Annotated in this window: 10 protein-coding genes and 1 CRISPR repeat array; of the genes, 5 read left to right on the forward strand and 5 right to left on the reverse strand. The window is 38.9% G+C overall.

The features are described 5' to 3' along the window. Nucleotides 1-216: 216 nt before the first annotated feature. The 3 genes from ACN222_RS07250 (at nt 217) to ACN222_RS07260 (ending at nt 1,708) form a co-directional block, all read left to right on the forward strand. Nucleotides 217-798, forward strand: coding sequence for a Uma2 family endonuclease (locus tag ACN222_RS07250; RefSeq protein WP_010995630.1), 582 nt, complete (start codon nt 217-219; stop codon nt 796-798). A 173-nt stretch (nt 799-971) separates the two neighbouring features. Further along, nucleotides 972-1,385 carry a XisH family protein gene (locus ACN222_RS07255; RefSeq protein WP_010995631.1) on the forward strand — a complete coding sequence of 138 codons (414 nt, stop codon included), beginning with the start codon at nt 972-974 and terminating at the stop codon, nt 1,383-1,385. After that, the gene (locus tag ACN222_RS07260) at nt 1,373-1,708 is read left to right on the forward strand and encodes a XisI protein (protein ID WP_010995632.1); all 336 of its coding nucleotides are present in this window, start codon (nt 1,373-1,375) and stop codon (nt 1,706-1,708) included. Before ACN222_RS07255 ends, ACN222_RS07260 begins: the two co-directional genes overlap by 13 nt. A 972-nt stretch (nt 1,709-2,680) precedes the next feature. On the opposite strand, the gene ACN222_RS07265 is transcribed toward ACN222_RS07260, so the two are convergent. From ACN222_RS07265 to ACN222_RS07285, 5 genes are all read right to left on the reverse strand, one after another. Then, nucleotides 2,681-4,495 (reverse strand): site-specific integrase, encoded by a 1,815-nt coding sequence (locus ACN222_RS07265; RefSeq protein WP_010995633.1) that lies wholly within the window; start codon nt 4,493-4,495, stop codon nt 2,681-2,683. Nucleotides 4,496-4,868: 373 nt separating this feature from the next. After that, on the reverse strand, nt 4,869-5,774 hold the full coding sequence (locus ACN222_RS07270) for a hypothetical protein (protein ID WP_010995634.1): 906 nt from the start codon (nt 5,772-5,774) through the stop codon (nt 4,869-4,871). Between the two features lie 159 nt (nt 5,775-5,933). After that, on the reverse strand, nt 5,934-8,015 hold the full coding sequence (locus ACN222_RS07275; RefSeq protein WP_084789077.1) for a CHAT domain-containing protein: 2,082 nt from the start codon (nt 8,013-8,015) through the stop codon (nt 5,934-5,936). After that, nucleotides 7,994-9,343, reverse strand: a complete 1,350-nt coding sequence (locus ACN222_RS07280; RefSeq protein WP_010995636.1) for a tetratricopeptide repeat protein — start codon at nt 9,341-9,343, stop codon at nt 7,994-7,996. Before ACN222_RS07280 ends, ACN222_RS07275 begins: the two co-directional genes overlap by 22 nt. 673 nt (nt 9,344-10,016) lie before the next feature. Then, nucleotides 10,017-10,760, reverse strand: coding sequence for a DUF4384 domain-containing protein (locus tag ACN222_RS07285; protein ID WP_010995637.1), 744 nt, complete (start codon nt 10,758-10,760; stop codon nt 10,017-10,019). Between the two features lie 497 nt (nt 10,761-11,257). Here ACN222_RS07285 and cas1 point away from each other — a divergent pair, with 497 nt between their 5' ends. Together cas1 and ACN222_RS07295 are read left to right on the forward strand one after the other, a co-directional pair. Beyond that, nucleotides 11,258-13,264, forward strand: coding sequence for a CRISPR-associated endonuclease Cas1 (gene cas1, locus ACN222_RS07290; protein ID WP_010995638.1), 2,007 nt, complete (start codon nt 11,258-11,260; stop codon nt 13,262-13,264). 613 nt (nt 13,265-13,877) lie between these two features. Further along, a CRISPR array of direct repeats spans nt 13,878-14,930; the repeat unit is 35 nt; unit sequence GTTTTAATTCCTTTACCCCTCACGGGGATGGAAAC. A 166-nt stretch (nt 14,931-15,096) separates the two neighbouring features. Next, nucleotides 15,097-15,918: a hypothetical protein gene (locus ACN222_RS07295; protein ID WP_010995640.1), complete on the forward strand. Its 822-nt coding sequence runs from the start codon at nt 15,097-15,099 to the stop codon at nt 15,916-15,918. Nucleotides 15,919-15,936: the final 18 nt, after the last annotated feature.

Genomic DNA, 15,936 nt, shown 5'->3' on the forward strand with positions numbered 1-15,936 from the left:
CCAATGTTGCGATCGCGCTGTTACATTGCAACCATGACAAATTTCATCAGGTTTGTAGCTGTAGGGTGCGTCAGTGCGAAAAAACCTAACCAGACACAAAACTATTCATACTGACGCACCTTACAAAACGCCAGGAGAAAAGAGCCATACCTACGCTAACGCCTACACCAGCAGAACCTATTCGCTAGAATCAAAACAAACTGGAAACATCGTCCTATGGTAGCCATCTCTCAACAACCGCCAAAAATGACCATTGAGGAATATCTCGCATGGGAACCCCTGCAAGACCTCCGCTACGAATATGTTAACGGCGAAGTTTTTGCAATGACGGGTGGTACAATTCCCCACAATGACATTGCACTTAATTTTTACAGAGCCTTATACCCACACTTACGAGCTAGAGGTTGTCGAGTGAATGTGTCAGACGTGAAAGTGCAAGTTACACCTCAAAGTCCATACTATTACCCTGATGTTATTGTCAGCTGCGACCCTCAAGACATCAATGCGCGTAGATTTATTCAAAACCCCAAAATAATTGCCGAAGTTCTCTCCCCTGGTACAAGCGGTAAGGATAGGGGCGAAAAATTCACCAATTACCTGAAAATCCCTTCTTTGCAAGAATATTTACTAATTGATTCAGAAACAATCTCCGTAGAACGCTACTGTCGGGGAGAGGGCAGAATGTGGCTTTACTACCCCTACACAGAGGGAGATACGATTACCCTATCCAGCATCGAATTTGAATTGGCGATCGCCCTACTGTACGAAGGGGTTATCTTGGGAACAGAAGCAGAATAGTATGACCTCAAAACCAGATTGCGATCGCGCTGTTACATTGCAACCATGATAAATTTCATCAGGTCTTATAGCTGTAGGGTGCGTCAGTATGAATAGTTTTTTTGGTCTAGTTAAGTTTTTTTTTCACTGACGCACCCTACTAAACTCAAGGAGAAAATAGTGATAAATTTAGTATGGCGAGAGATTTATTCCATAACATCGTGAGAACAGCTCTAGAAAAAGACGGGTGGACAATTACAGACGACCCGTTAAGTATTCGTTGCGGTGGGGTAGATGTGCAAATTGATTTAGGTGCAGAACGCCTCATTGCCGCAGAAAAAGCTGGGGAGAAAATAGCAGTTGAAATTAAAAGTTTCGCCAGTGCCTCAAAGATATCAGAATTTCATACAACCTTGGGGCAATTTATCAACTATCGCATTGTCCTACGGACAGAAGACCCAGAACGAATTTTATATTTGGCAGTACCTTTAGTAACCTATAACGATTTTTTTAGCTTGCCCTTTACTCAAACAGTCGTGCAGGAAACCAAAATTTTACTACTGATTTACAACATTGAAACGGAGGAAATAGTGCAATGGCTAAATTAGATGAATATCGCTTAAAAGTGCAGCAAATTTTAGAGAAATATGCACAGTATAAACCTAGTTATGGTGATGTAGAAATCGAGCTAATATTTGATACACAACGTGACCATTACCAAGTTATCAGTATCGGTTGGAATCAACAAAAACGGGTTTATGGCCCTATCATGCACCTAGATATCAGAAATGAAAAAATCTGGATTCAGCAAAATACTACTGAAGTAGATATTGCTGCGGAATTAATAGAAATGAATGTACCTAAACAAGATATTGTCATTGGCTTCCATACGCCAAAAATGCGTCAAATGACTAGTTTTTCTGTGGGATAACAAATCAGCACTGATCACAACCTGTGTTGTAGGTTCACTTTTTTGCTGAAGAGGTAGTTTATCAGTCATCAAGAGATTAATACTCAATGGCTGCATTAAAACAATATGTGTAGATGATAACCTTGTAAAAGCCATTGAGTATCATTACTAGGCAGTCTTGTTTTTGGACTTTGTTTTTTGTTCTGGAATAGCCGGGGTAGAATTTAACTCGGCTCTACGTTTTTCCCATTCAAGAACTGTGCGAATTACAACTTGTGACCAAGATTCGTAAATCATAAGTATCGTTGTTAGTTAATTTGAGAATAGCGAAAGTTGAAATCTTTTTTGTTCATTGCAAGCCATTCGAGTGAAATGAGAATTGTTGGAGAGCTAACGTATGAACTAAAGTAAAATAATCACCTTGTAAGTGGTTCAGGAATTTGAGCTAATACAGCAATTGTTCGCTGAAACTTAGAACTAGCAATTAGTTGAATCTCCTTCAGATTTTTTTTACGAATCAACTTTGAGAGAACAAAATGTTGAAAGTATTTGAGATGCGATAAATGAAGGGCTGAAAAATAAATGTACTGAATAATTTGAGATAGATGAATGTGGTAGCTTTAAGTTAGGAGAGGAAATCGTGTTGCAATAATTTTCCCAGGCTATGAAAATCTGTTAGAGAATTAAGCGTATGCAGCAGCTTTAATTCATCTGTATCAAATCATACTATTACATATTTAATTATTCAAGTGTTTCAGCCAAAGTATCAGAAGATTGGAGGTTTTTTAACTCCTGCAAGCTCAAAAAACGCAATTCACCCATTTTTTGCTTGACTAGACCTAAAAACTCTTTAAATATCCTGACTCAAAAATTTACTTCATTTCATTCATCATTTATGGCGTTTCCCAGGCAGATGAAGTACACTTAACCTTCTATATCAAAACTAGTAGCTTTAACAATGTACTTCACTAGATTGAGAAACGCTATAAACACTTACTTGTGCAGAATAGACTGTGCAAGTTGGACAGCCAAATCAAGTCCTGGCTGCATTTTCTTAGACTGCTGACGCTTATCGTAATGCTTACGTTGTGTAGCCCGACTGTGGTGCATAGATTTAGCAGTAGACACCATTAAGTTTTCTGGCACACCATTTTCTTCTAAGTATGTGATGTACATGGAACGAGTTAGATGTGGCGTAATTGCTTTTTTAGTCAATCGATAAGCTCTGCGCTTGACATAATCACGAACGGCATTTGCTGTTAGGGGTTTACCACTGTCAACCATTGTGAAACAGAAACTATGCTCTGGAGTAAACACTGCTCTTAATCCCCCTTCCCAGGGCAGGTTGGCATAACTAGGTAAAGCTTTGTAATCATGCAACCAAGCCTGGAAATATTGATACAAACAAGTACCATCCTGAAACTTGACATTGGGTATAGGAATCCATTCCTCTTCATTGTCAATCTTCGTAGCACCAGAGGTCAGGTGAATTTGCCATTTATCATCTTTCCAAACTAAACTTTTCCCTTCCTCTAGCTCTCGCACAGTTCTTTGACGGTCTGGTGGCAAGAAAGCCCAAAAACTACATAACAAGAAAATCTGAAGACTTTGCCCTATGCCACGAAGCACACGTAATCCGGAAGGCTGTTCTCTGTCTGGGCGTACATAGACTACTACGGTAGCTTCCTGACGCAATGTCTCTACCAAACTTAACCACTCTGGCCAGTCTAACCATTTCTTGTCTACATCAATGGCAGGAGTAGCCGTATCTACCCGCTTTATCACCTCCCTTAAGAGTTGACGTAACATGATAATCACAGGGATATCTTCATAGTCCTCTGCTTGAAGCTTGTCAGTTTCATTACGATATAAGAATTTAGCAACGAAAATGTGGACAAGTATAACGCCCTGCTCCATACCAGGTGAAACTTTCCGCTCTTCCCGATACCAGCGCAGTAATCGTTTGATATCGCTCTGACATTTAATTGCTGCCTGCCTTGCTTGTTCTTTTAATTCCTCTTGTTGAATTAATCGTTGAGCTAGTGAACTATCAATAGGTAGTGTTCGTAGACCCGTGCGGATGGGAACAAAGGGAATTAATGTGTTGATATTGAGTTCTGCTGTAGAAGCAACGCACTGACGACAAGGTTTGGCACCTAAAATTTGTTTAATTCTGCTGGTATTCAGCTTAACAGTTGTAGCTCTGATCCCCAATATATCTATGCCAAAGTCTTCCAAGTCAAGTAGTTGTTTCTCCAAAACATCAGAAACTATATCTTCTGGGATACAGCCAAGTCCAAATCTTGGTTGCCATTGTTTGTTAGTAGTTTTCACTATATCTGCATTACAGCCTTTTCTCCAAAGTGGATGGTGAGCAGTTGATGTCTGAGATTGTGTAGCTGACTCATTTTGCAGAACAACATATTTTTGAGAAAACTGGATAATTCTGTTGAGAATAGCTCGGTAATTTCGTTGAATACTTTTGGGAATTTTTAAGTCATCAAATACTTTTTGCTGAATTTTTAAGGCATTTTGGAACTCTTTCAAAGATATTTTCTTGGCGAATTCCTGAGCAGCGATTTTTTCTGCTTGTGTGATTTTTTTACCTTGGATATGAGGACTTCCCCATCCAGGCAGAGTATAGCGATAGACAGAAGTTTCAGATTGATTGAATATGCTGTAGCTTTGATTAGGGTGTTCTTGATTTAGGTGTTTTTCAAATTCTTTTAGCAATTCATAAGCATTTTCAGGTTGACTAACCCGTGACCCTTCTGAAACCGTAATAATTAGAGCATCTGATTTTGGCATATTTGATTCCTTGTGTCTAAAGAGTATAAACAATAATTATTGCGTTTTGTTCGTGATTTGAAAATGAAACAATTGGCTAATTAGCTAACATTTGAACCAGAATTTAATCCGAAAATATTGATTAAATAAGGTTGTGATGTTTCGAGATGTTTTATCTGCAATAAATATCTAGCAATATATGCAATATATTTAGTTTTTACTATTTACGAGTCATGAGAATTTATACCAAAACCAGCATGAGTTTTGGCATCAGAGTTTTCTCAAAATAGCTCTATAGCAACCTGATCAACATCTACACTTAGTAATGTGGCACAGGATGCAGTAAATTCTGATCTTTCAGATTAAAGTTTTTAAGCCTTGCAGCACAAAGGCTTCACCTAAATTTAGCGTGATTTAGATTAATTAGGGTATAAATTCCTTTGCCTTGTCCTGGCGCTCGGTAAACAATTTTGTGATTGACTACGAAGCTTTCTTGGCTAGTCTTTCGCTCCATTCCTTGAATATCTTTACAACCCGCACTTAAAAAAGGCTTCCAATAGTTTTTGTTAAACTCGTCACATTTTTCCATTGACAGAGCTACTTTAATCAATCTGTAGTAGTGGGGAGATGTTTCTAGAGTTGCAGAATTGTTAAGCTCTCGGAGTTGAGAGATAATCTCACGTTTAGTCTTAATGGTGGAATCTTTACCTTTAGCTTCGTTTTCAATCATGATTTCAGTATCTATTTGCTTCGCTTCTTGGATAATTTTTAAAAACCAATCGGCGGCGTGTAGATAGTGTCGGCTTAAATAATTTTTCCTATCAAAGCAGACAGTACAGAGCTTAAGTACTTGATTAAGTAATTCAGCCCAAGGTTCATAGAGTTGAGCCAGTTCAGTGGATGTAGGAATGATGAGGTCAGAATCCCACTGTTTTTTAACAATCCAATAGAGGGCAATTCGCCAATCTGCGTCTAACATATCTGCATGGCACTGAAGGGCTGGTTGATCCAGGAGTGTAAGTTTCAGTGTATAGTTTGGCAACTCACCATCAGAAAAACATACTTCCACAAGTGTAGGTAGGATAGACATCCGAGGTTTCAAACCCGATTTATCAATATCCACCCAGTAAATTATCTCTTTTCCTGCTGTATCTGGCATCTGTTCATTTGTCTGGTCTGGAAAGTTACAAACAGGTAACGGTGGTGGAACTTGGTTTAGTTGTTGAAATGTTTCTCTCCAAGGAGATGGAATGTTATCCACCGGAATAGGTGGAATACATATAATATTTTCAATACTCATTTTTTATATAGCTCTCGATGTTTCAAACAAATAAATACGGTTCAGTGTAAATCATTATTCCCGCATTTTTACTGAAGCTAACATCTAGGTATTCATAAGAGGCTGGCAACCTAAGATTGTGGCTGATTTAACTTCTTAGCCGCTTGGTAACCTTGAATTTTAGTTCACCAATGGATTTGTATTTCCCTGACAAATCCAAGCTCCCCAGTAAAAGGGATGCTCTAAGGGTGTGTCATCTTCTTGACAATCAATTCTACTATTTGCAGATAACTCTTTGACTGCCAAAAGTTCTTTCAAAACTTCCAGACCCAAAGCTGATGCGCGCAGTTCTTTAACTGTAATGTTACGTATATAATTCTGAGCAGAATCTAAAGCCTCAGACCGACTCATCCCAGATTGTAAATTATCAAAGAAACGCTCCATAAGTAAGGCAGTTACTTTGTCAGGAACAGACCAGAGGCTCATCACCAGAGTTTTTGTACCCGCCACTGCAAAAGCGCGACGCAACCCAAACACGCCTTCGCCAATTTTAATATCTCCTCTAGCCGTATCGCAGGCAGAAAGAACCGTCAATTCATTCGCCCACAAATCTAAATTGGCAATATCTTGGGCAAACACAAAGCCTTTACCTGCGGCTAATGGTAATGTTCCACCAGCCAGCCAAGTATTAGCACCCGCTAGAGCCAGTCCAGAACGCAACATAGGATTTTCTACCTTGGTTGTGCGCTGACGTTCCATACTTAATAGATTGCGTCTTTTCGTGACTGGTTGCGCCTGGGAATCGCTTTGGAATAAGCCATGAGTCGCAATTAGCATGATTTTGGGACAATTGCTATTTGTTAAGCGGGTTTCTAGTGCCTCTGCACCTAAGTATAATTTGGCATCAGGCAGTTTTTTCGCCACGCTTTCCCCTAAAAATCTTGTTCCAGGTGCGCGGAGTAAACCTGTTTCTGTAAACTGATTACTTAGTTGCAAACTTCGCACATCAAGCCGAGTATTGTTTTCCCAATCCCCAGTCCCCGATAAATCGAAATCAGGATCAGCGATAATTAATGGTGCAGAGATAGAACCTGTTGATGGCTGAAATTTGCTACGCAGAATTTCTCGCCCGACACCTAGATAACTAATGGTATACTCATCCATTAATAAACGTGAACTTGTAGCATCAATCGGCAATACCTGAAATGGCACTAAGTTTAAATTACCATCGGGTGCAATAATCAGATGTCTGCAATCTTTCACTAAACCCCGAATAGGTTCCAATAGGGCTTGACTCAGTTCTATTGCAGGTGTGGGATTATATGATTTGACTCGCAGCTTTGGTGCTTTACCCCAAGCGAGTGTAGGCAGGGTATAGTCAGATGCTTGTAAACGAAATGCCTGAATCAATCTATCGATGGTATCAGCTACGCCTAAATCTATCATCTGCACAGCATTTGGTTTCCCGGCTGTTAAAATAAATGCTAAATATCGCGCCGGATGCCATTGTGTTTCTCCATTCGCTGAAACTGCCTGAAAATCAAATACGTCAAAACGCACGAACTCAACTAAAATAGAGTTATGTGGTAACGCTGCGGCGATCGCCTGACAATCAAAAACTTGTTCAGATAGCTGAATTTCCGGAACTTGTGCAGCTAATTGTTTTTGTAAGTGGTTATGTCTGCTTTGCAGTTGTCTTATATTATCTTGGTATGTAGCTAAGTCATCTGTTTCGGGAACTGCAAAAGTGAGATGGATAATTTGATTGCTTAAATCACGCAGTTGGCTAAATTTTTCTTGTAATTGCGGGTAACGGCCGTTATAGAATGCTTGATTTTGAGCCGCTAGAGCCGAGGCGGTTAAGGCTTTACGTTTGAGAACAAAATCTAAGGCTGCTAGTTTTGCTCGATTTGAGTTAGCAAGATGGTTGCAGACTAAGGAAAGAAATAAGTCAAAGTTATTGCGAATTTTATCAAGAAATGAGAGGCGATCGCTCTCTGAACTAAAAGCAAATATATTACGTATAATCTGATCATTAATGTTACTGGCTTCGATGCGATGAGATAAAGCTTCCTCTGGGTGGTTAGTCGCAGCTAACACTGTTGCGAGATTATTTAAGCTAAATGCAACATCAGGATGCTCATCTCCCAACAGGCGTTTTCTCATCGCCAAAGTTTCTACATACTTCTGTTGTGCTTCTTCATAGCGTCCCAGGGAAAAATATAACTCTCCCAGATTACTCAGACTATGGCTTCGGAATATCGCCCTTGTAACCGATAAATAACTGCTATCTGGTTGAAAGTCAAAGCAATATCAGGATGCTCATTACCTAAAAGATTTTTTTGAATTTCTAACGCTGATAAATATTTTTGTTCGGCTTGAGAATAATTTCCTTGTTCTTCATAAAGTCCTGCTAGATTGTTTAGAGCATTGGCAATTATGGGATGCTCTTTCCCTAATGAGCTTTCCAGAATTGGAAATACTTCTAAATATAATTTTTCTGCTTCTAAATATCGCCCTTGGTATGTGTAAATCACTGCCAAAATTTTTAAGCTATCAACAATATCAAATTCCTCAGAACTGAACAGCTTTTTTCTTAAAGAATAAGCTTCTAGAGCCTTTTGTTCAGCTAATAAATAACGCCCTTGAATCAAATAAAGTTCTGCTAAATTATCCAAGCCATTAGCAATATCAGGATGTTCATCACCTAGCAAGCGTTTTCTCATCGCTAATGCTTCTAGATATTTTTGCTCGGATTCTAGGTAACGTCCCTTTTCTTGATAAGTTCCGCCCAAATTACTGAAGGTAGATGCTATATGTGGATGTTCATCTCCCAATACTTTTTTCCATCTATTTAAAACATCTAAATGTAGTTCTTCTGCTTCTTGATAACGTCCTTGAACATCGTATAATCTTGCTAAATTATTTAAGCTAATAGTAATATCAGGGTGTAACTCTTCCAACAAGCGTCTTTTCATCGCCAAGGTTTCTAAGTGCATTTGTTCTGCTTCTTGATAACGTCCAAGAGATGTGTAAATGGATGCTAAATTAGTCAAGGTTTGAGCAATATCTGTATGCTTCTCGCCAAACAAACGTTTTCGCATTCCTAAAACTTCTAAATGTACCTGTTCAGCTTTGAGATATTTTCCTTGTTCTCGATAAATCTCTGCCAGATTATTTAAATTGGTCGCAATTTGAAAATGTTCGGCTCCAAAAATACTTTTCCAAAGTTCCAGGGATTCTAAAAAATATTTTTCGGCTTGTGAGTAATTCCCTTGTGAATAGTATAGTGCTGCTAGATTATTTAAAGATTGGGCAACATCAGGATGCTCTGAACCTAAGAGATTTTTTCTAATAGTTAAGGCTTGTAAATACAAGGGATTGGCTTCTAAATAACATCCTTGTATGCGATATAATTCTGCTAAGTTATTCAAGCTATCACAATATTCTGAATACTCTGTTAGCTGCTGGCTTTTCCCTAAGTTGACAGCTTGTTGGGCAATAATTATCGCTTGCTTTAAGTTTCCTTGTCCAGCAAGTTGCACAACCTGTAAGTTAAGTTGATTTAATTGTTTTAAGAGTTTTTTCATCTGCTAGTTCCAGATGTTTGTATATTTTTTAGGTTTGATTTTTCAATCAGTTATTTATTTTATCTAAAATCGTTCATCATCAGTTTTCATCCCCGTGAGGGGTAAAGGAATTAAAACCAATTATCCCCCAAGACCAATCCCCTGAAAGGGGAAGGTTTCCATCCCCGTGAGGGGTAAAGGAATTAAAACAGTTACACCAGTTGGATCTGGACTTGGTATTGGGACATGTTTCCATCCCCGTGAGGGGTAAAGGAATTAAAACAGATGTGGTTGAAACTCAACCCGAAGTGGTTGAAAATCAGGTTTCCATCCCCGTGAGGGGTAAAGGAATTAAAACCCTACCCTTGTAGAAGCATTACTACGAGAGGGTTTGAAGGGGTCATTTTAGCGGGGGGTACATTTTACCTGTCAACAAGCACAAATTATTGACAATTGATGACTCATGCACCCTATTGAAACCCTTGTACAGTAAGCGATTAGCGGGGGTCAACGAAAGAATCAGTGTTTTGGCGATCGCTCTACCCCCGCTAAAAACTTACGTATGGAAAGTAAAACTAAGCACTTTTGCGTTTATTTTGAAACCTGATATTAAGTTTTCAAGGTTCTGTTGCTATTGAGCAGTAGTATAACAAACTACTTGAAGTTTTGAACCCTTAAACTATTAACTTTTCTATCATGCAGTAATCATGTAATCTGTGTACCAAATTTGATATTCTCCGCCTCCAGTCACATATTCTAGTAACGCCACCAGATGACTTGCTTCTAATTCCAAAGGGTCATTATCTCCTGGCGGTAGCCAGTCTAATTCAGGTACTTCGTTGGTAAAAACTGCGATAATTTCCTCCTTACCTGGATTTCCTTCTATTGGGAAAGACGTTATTGGCGAACCTTCTTGAGGTAAGGTTGTCTTACCTGTATTCAAGTGCGCCTGGGGAGCAAAACACGAAGGACAAAAACACCACAGTTGTCCAGATGTATCTTTTTGCAACAGGATTAAATATCCGGGAGTTTCTAAGTTGACTTCAAAACGAATATGACTACCCACCTGTACTGATTTTTCATAACGACTCGGTATTTTATGACCCCAACGTAGTGTTTCTTCTTTGACTAAAACTAGCCCCATTTGTTCAGTAGGAGAACTTAATAATTGTAGTTGTTGCCAAAGCTTATCGAGGGGTGTGAGTTCTTCGAGTTCGGCTTCACCAAATGCAGCGATGTCTTTCCAGTCTAAATCGAGAAAAACACAAATCTCTTGAAAATTGGTGCGATATATCGGTTTACCGTTGAGAAAATTATTAACAGTTGTGTAACCTAATCCTACTTCTATCGCAAAATCTGTTTGGGTTAAATTTCTAGCTTTCAACGCTTTTCTTGCCAGCTTCATACCTTCATCTGATGCAACCAGAGTCCGACTCATAATAAGTAAAAAGTTAAAAGTAAAAAGGTAAAAGTAAGAGAATTATACATATTTAATGCTGTGTGCAACTTTTCTTCAAACCTCACCCCCAACCCCTTACCTACAAGGGAAGGTGAGCAAGAATTAATGTAGAGACTTTGTATACAAAGTTTCTACGGTTTCCGGGGAGAGCTACAGCAAGCTATGGATAGGGGTTTCAAGAATAAGTCACATATCGCATGATTTAGGAAGTAAAAATGTAATCCCCTTAAGTCTTGTTAATGGCTGATAGCTATTTTTCTTAATATTTCTTTTACCTTTTTACTTTTTACTTTTACCTTCTTGGGTCATATACGAACTCATATATCAGAGTCAAGAACCCATATATGAACTCATATATAGCACTGCAACAATTAAATCAAAGGTAATACCCAGATCCCCGACTTCTTAAAGAAGTCGGGGATCTAAATCCAACGTACCACTTTTGCCTTTTAACTTTTAACTTTTAACTTATCACCATGTTCACTATTGAACACCTCAATTTCGCATGGTTACAAGTGCGTGCGGGAAGTAAAAGCGCGGGTGTTGATGGAATTTCTGTTGATTTGTTCGAGTCGATGGCGACGGAACAATTACAGAATATCGCCTATCAACTCAAGGAAGAAACTTATACAGCCAATCCCGCCAAAGGGTTTTATATACCTAAAAAAAATGGCACTAAACGCTTAATTGGTATCCATACTGTGCGGGATAGAATTATCCAGCGTTTACTACTTGATGAGTTGTATTTTCCTTTAGAAGATACTTTTCTTGATTGCAGCTATGCTTATCGTCCTGGGCATAGTATTCAGCAAGCAGTACAGCATTTATATGGGTATTACCAATATCAACCAAAATGGATAATCAAAGCTGATGTTGCTGATTTTTTTGATAATCTTTCTTGGGCATTGTTGTTAACTTATTTGGAGGAATTATCCCTTGAACCGAGTTTATTACAGTTGCTAGAACAACAGTTGAAGTCAGGAATTATCATTGCTGGACAATATCGTAACTTTGGTAAGGGAGTTTTACAAGGTGGAATACTTTCTGGGGCTTTAGCTAATTTATATCTCACGAGTTTTGATCGAAAATGTCTCAGCCAAGGAATTAACTTAGTCAGGTATGGTGATGATTTTGTTATCGCTTGTAATAGTTGGCTAGAAGCAAACCGCATCCTTGACAAAATTACTGGCTGGTTAGGGGAAGTTTATTTAACTCTCCAACCAGAGAAAACACAGATTTTCACTCCTAATGATGAGTTTACTTTTTTGGGTTATCGCTTTGCTGGCGGCGAAGTTTATGCACCACCACCACCCGAACCTGTGCGCCCTGGGGAGTGGGTAATCAATGATTCGGGTACGCCTTATTTCCGATTGAAACCTAAACCAAGAAAACCAGTTTCTCATCCTCCGAAAGCTTGCAGTATTGACAAACCAATTAATTTTCCTAAAGCATCTTTATCTCATTATTGGCAGGAAACCATGACTACTTTATATATAACAGACCAAGGCGCATATTTAAGTGTAAAAAATCAGCAGTTCCAAGTTTTTCATCAGGGAGAATTGCGAATAAAAGTCCCAGTGATGCGGGTGAGTAATGTGGTGTTGTTTGGTTGTTGTAATGTATCGCATGGTGCTGTGAGTATGGCGTTGCGGCGACGAATTCCGATTATGTATTTGTCACAGAAGGGTAGGTATTTTGGCAGGTTGCAAACAGAAGGTGATGCTAAGGTTGAATATTTGATGTTACAAGTTGAGCGTTGTCAAAATCATGAATTTACCAGAAAGCAAGCTGAGGCGATAGTTCGGGCGAAATTGCATAATTCCCGTGCATTATTGTTAAAATTAAATCGTCGTCATCCCTCAAAAATTGCTGCGACAGCAATTAGTGGAATTGCCGAATTGATGGAGAAGTTAAGTTTGGCTGAAAGTATGGATTCGTTGCGGGGATATGAGGGAAAAGCAGCGACTTTATACTTTCAAGGTTTGGGTTCTCTGTTTACAGGAGCGTTTGTCTTTGAGAAACGTACCAAGCGTCCACCAACAGATCCAGTTAATAGCTTGTTAAGTTTGGGATATACTTTATTAAGTCAAAATGTCTTCTCATTTGTACAAGTAATTGGGTTACATACCCACTTTGGTAATCTGCACGTTCCCCGTGATAATCACCCAGCTTTAGTGAGTGATTTAATGGAAGAATTTCGCGCTCAACTAGTTGATTCTCTAGTGGCATATTTAATTAATTCCAAGATTTTTACATTTGAAGATTTCACTCCTCCAGATGAAAAAGGCGGTGTATATCTGCAACCTCACGCCTTAAAAAAGTTTCTCAAACATTGGGAAGAGAAATTGCAATCGGAGGTAACGCATCCCCATACAGGATATCAAGTCAGCCTACGCCGTTGTTTGGAATTACAGGTCAGGGAATATATCACTTCATTAACGGGAGAAGTTGAGTTATACCGACCGATGATTTGGAAGTTGTAATGAGGAGCGCGAAAGAAAAAAGAGCAATCTGTAAGTTTTAATTTTCCGTTTTGTAGCCGAGATTTTTACCCCTCTCCATAGCTTACCTCTCTTACCGATAGCGTAATACCAATTCAAAATTAAGAAACCTATATTTTGCAAAGGTTTCTGGATTTGGATCTGTATCAGAATTTTAGTGAAATGGTATAAGCCTAACCGTAGGGAACATCTCGTGGGCTTGTGTGTACACAGTAGGCTTAAAAGGGGAAGGAAGGGAGCGTAATTTTATACTTTATGCTTCACCTTGACTTTTTTAGTAGGTTTCTATACACTGATCATCAGAGTTTTTGAACCATGAAAAGTTAATAATACTTAGATTAAGTATTTCCATTTACTCTGATTCATTTGGCAAACTTATAGTTTTTTGTTGAATGATAAGCATCTGAGGGGGTCAGGCAACGGCTGAAACCCTGATTCTTTCGTTGACCCCCTCAGATAGCTTGCTGAGTAAGCGTTTGAGGCTCATTAGAAAGTGGTTTATTGACAGAGTTTATCAATTATTGGGCTGAAAAAATGACCCCCTCAGATTGACCTATCTCAAACTCAATCGTGGCAAGGCTTCTGAACAGGTAGGGTTTTAATTCCTTTACCCCTCACGGGGATGGAAACTATCAGAAATTGTGTGTTTGGGTCTAACTTATTAAAAAGGTTTTAATTCCTTTACCCCTCACGGGGATGGAAACACTGCTAAGAAAAGCTTGAATTTCTGCATCGATTATATGTGTTTTAATTCCTTTACCCCTCACGGGGATGGAAACACGCTTCCTAGAAAATTTATTCCTGGAATTCTAGATATAGTTTTAATTCCTTTACCCCTCACGGGGATGGAAACTCTTGTGCCTTAATGGCAACAACAAGCAAAGCGGAGAGTGTTTTAATTCCTTTACCCCTCACGGGGATGGAAACGTTTTCACCGATTCCGACAAAACTTGTTCCACCAGTTTTAATTCCTTTACCCCTCACGGGGATGGAAACTTTATTGTGCGCCTACACCTCCGATAGAAATTTCTGTTTTAATTCCTTTACCCCTCACGGGGATGGAAACAAATAAAAGACAAGGAAATATATAAAGAAAATTATTATGTTTTAATTCCTTTACCCCTCACGGGGATGGAAACACTATCATAATTTGTTGGGCTTGAAAGCGGACCAACTAGGTTTTAATTCCTTTACCCCTCACGGGGATGGAAACCTAATAAAAAACGGAACTGGTGGATAGAAAAAGTTTGTAAGTTTTGATTCCTTTACCCCTCACGGGGATGGAAACCAATAAAATGCAAGAAACGATAATGCGAGCAACAAAACGGTTTTGATTCCTTTACCCCTCACGGGGATGGAAACTTCGGCCTGGCGTTTGAGTCTTTCAATCTCTTCAGGTTTTGATTCCTTTACCCCTCACGGGGATGGAAACCTTCAAACTGGTTATCAATAGGAACGTAAACCAAAAGTTTTGATTCCTTTACCCCTCACGGGGATGGAAACTGGATTTAATTTTAATGTATCTCTAAGGTAACAAGCCCGGTTTTGATTCCTTTACCCCTCACGGGGATGGAAACCATTGGAATTTGCCAAATTAAATGCGGCTTTTTTTTGTTTTGATTCCTTTACCCCTCACGGGGATGGAAACATAATCAATAGCGGGATTTAGTAGCGGTGATGTAATGCGATCGCACAGTAAAACCACTATTGAAACTTAAGGGAAGTTGCGATCGCTTAAGTTAAAGTTGGAATAAAATAATGCAGGCGATCGCACATGATTAAATAGAGAAGTAATCGCCATCAACAAAATACCTATGGATTGGCTACCTACAATTGATTTATCCCACCTTTGGGATTTAGTTATTGCCCAAACTCCAACACCTACAACCACACCTTCACCAGTGGTAAATCCGGCAAAAAATATCAATGATATTGAACTACTCAAAAGCCAGTTAGAATTTCTCAAGGCTACCAATGGTCAACTAGGTGAAAGCTTTAACAGATTTGTTGCTGCAATGCAATTTACCTTAGTAGTATTTGCATTTTTGGGTGGGTTTTTAGCCTTTGCTATAGGTAAAAATTTAGATGATGCGAAAAAATTAGCCAGTCAATTAATTAACCGAGAAGTAGAAAATAAAATTACAGATTTAGTCCAGTCTGAGGTTGAGAGTGTCAAGCGTTCTTTGCAGCGCGAAAGAGTAATTGGTTCAACAGTGGTTGATTATTACTTACCCAGTGATGATACAACAGAACCCGATGATTGTAAGCTATTGCGAACTAGAGGCTTTGCTAAAGTCAGGTTTTGCAATCAAAAGCGCAAGCCCAAAAAGCCACTAGGAGATGTTTTAGTTTTAGATTTGATTAATTCCAAGCTATTGGAAGGACAGGACTTTATTGGATTATCAGATAAAGAAGCTGAAAATAAGCGGGAAGAAAAGGTAAAAATCCAAATTGATGCTATTTTGCCTTTGATGGAAAAAACAACAGTGCTGGTAATTTATGTAAAAGGAAGGTTTAGAGAAATTGATAATTTAGCTGCACGAGTTGATTATTATTATGTTCCAGTAAATGCGCCTATAAGCTTAATGGGAATTGTCGCTGATTCTGCTTACGTTGCTTATGGTGAAAAGCAATAACAAATAAACCTTCCTTAT

This window comes from Anabaena sp. FACHB-595, from assembly GCF_048568275.1.
In the GTDB taxonomy this organism is placed as follows: domain Bacteria; phylum Cyanobacteriota; class Cyanobacteriia; order Cyanobacteriales; family Nostocaceae; genus Trichormus.

Bases quoted from the DNA above. Each gene is read 5' to 3' on its own strand.
- ACN222_RS07295 (WP_010995640.1), top strand. From the start codon at position 15,097: ATGGATTGGCTACCTACAATTGATTTATCCCACCTTTGGGATTTAGTT.
- ACN222_RS07270 (WP_010995634.1), bottom strand. From the start codon at position 5,774: ATGAGTATTGAAAATATTATATGTATTCCACCTATTCCGGTGGATAAC.
- cas1 (WP_010995638.1), top strand. From the start codon at position 11,258: ATGTTCACTATTGAACACCTCAATTTCGCATGGTTACAAGTGCGTGCG.
- ACN222_RS07260 (WP_010995632.1), top strand. From the start codon at position 1,373: ATGGCTAAATTAGATGAATATCGCTTAAAAGTGCAGCAAATTTTAGAG.
- ACN222_RS07255 (WP_010995631.1), top strand. From the start codon at position 972: ATGGCGAGAGATTTATTCCATAACATCGTGAGAACAGCTCTAGAAAAA.
- ACN222_RS07250 (WP_010995630.1), top strand. From the start codon at position 217: ATGGTAGCCATCTCTCAACAACCGCCAAAAATGACCATTGAGGAATAT.
- ACN222_RS07265 (WP_010995633.1), bottom strand. From the start codon at position 4,495: ATGCCAAAATCAGATGCTCTAATTATTACGGTTTCAGAAGGGTCACGG.
- ACN222_RS07285 (WP_010995637.1), bottom strand. From the start codon at position 10,760: ATGAGTCGGACTCTGGTTGCATCAGATGAAGGTATGAAGCTGGCAAGA.
- ACN222_RS07280 (WP_010995636.1), bottom strand. From the start codon at position 9,343: ATGAAAAAACTCTTAAAACAATTAAATCAACTTAACTTACAGGTTGTG.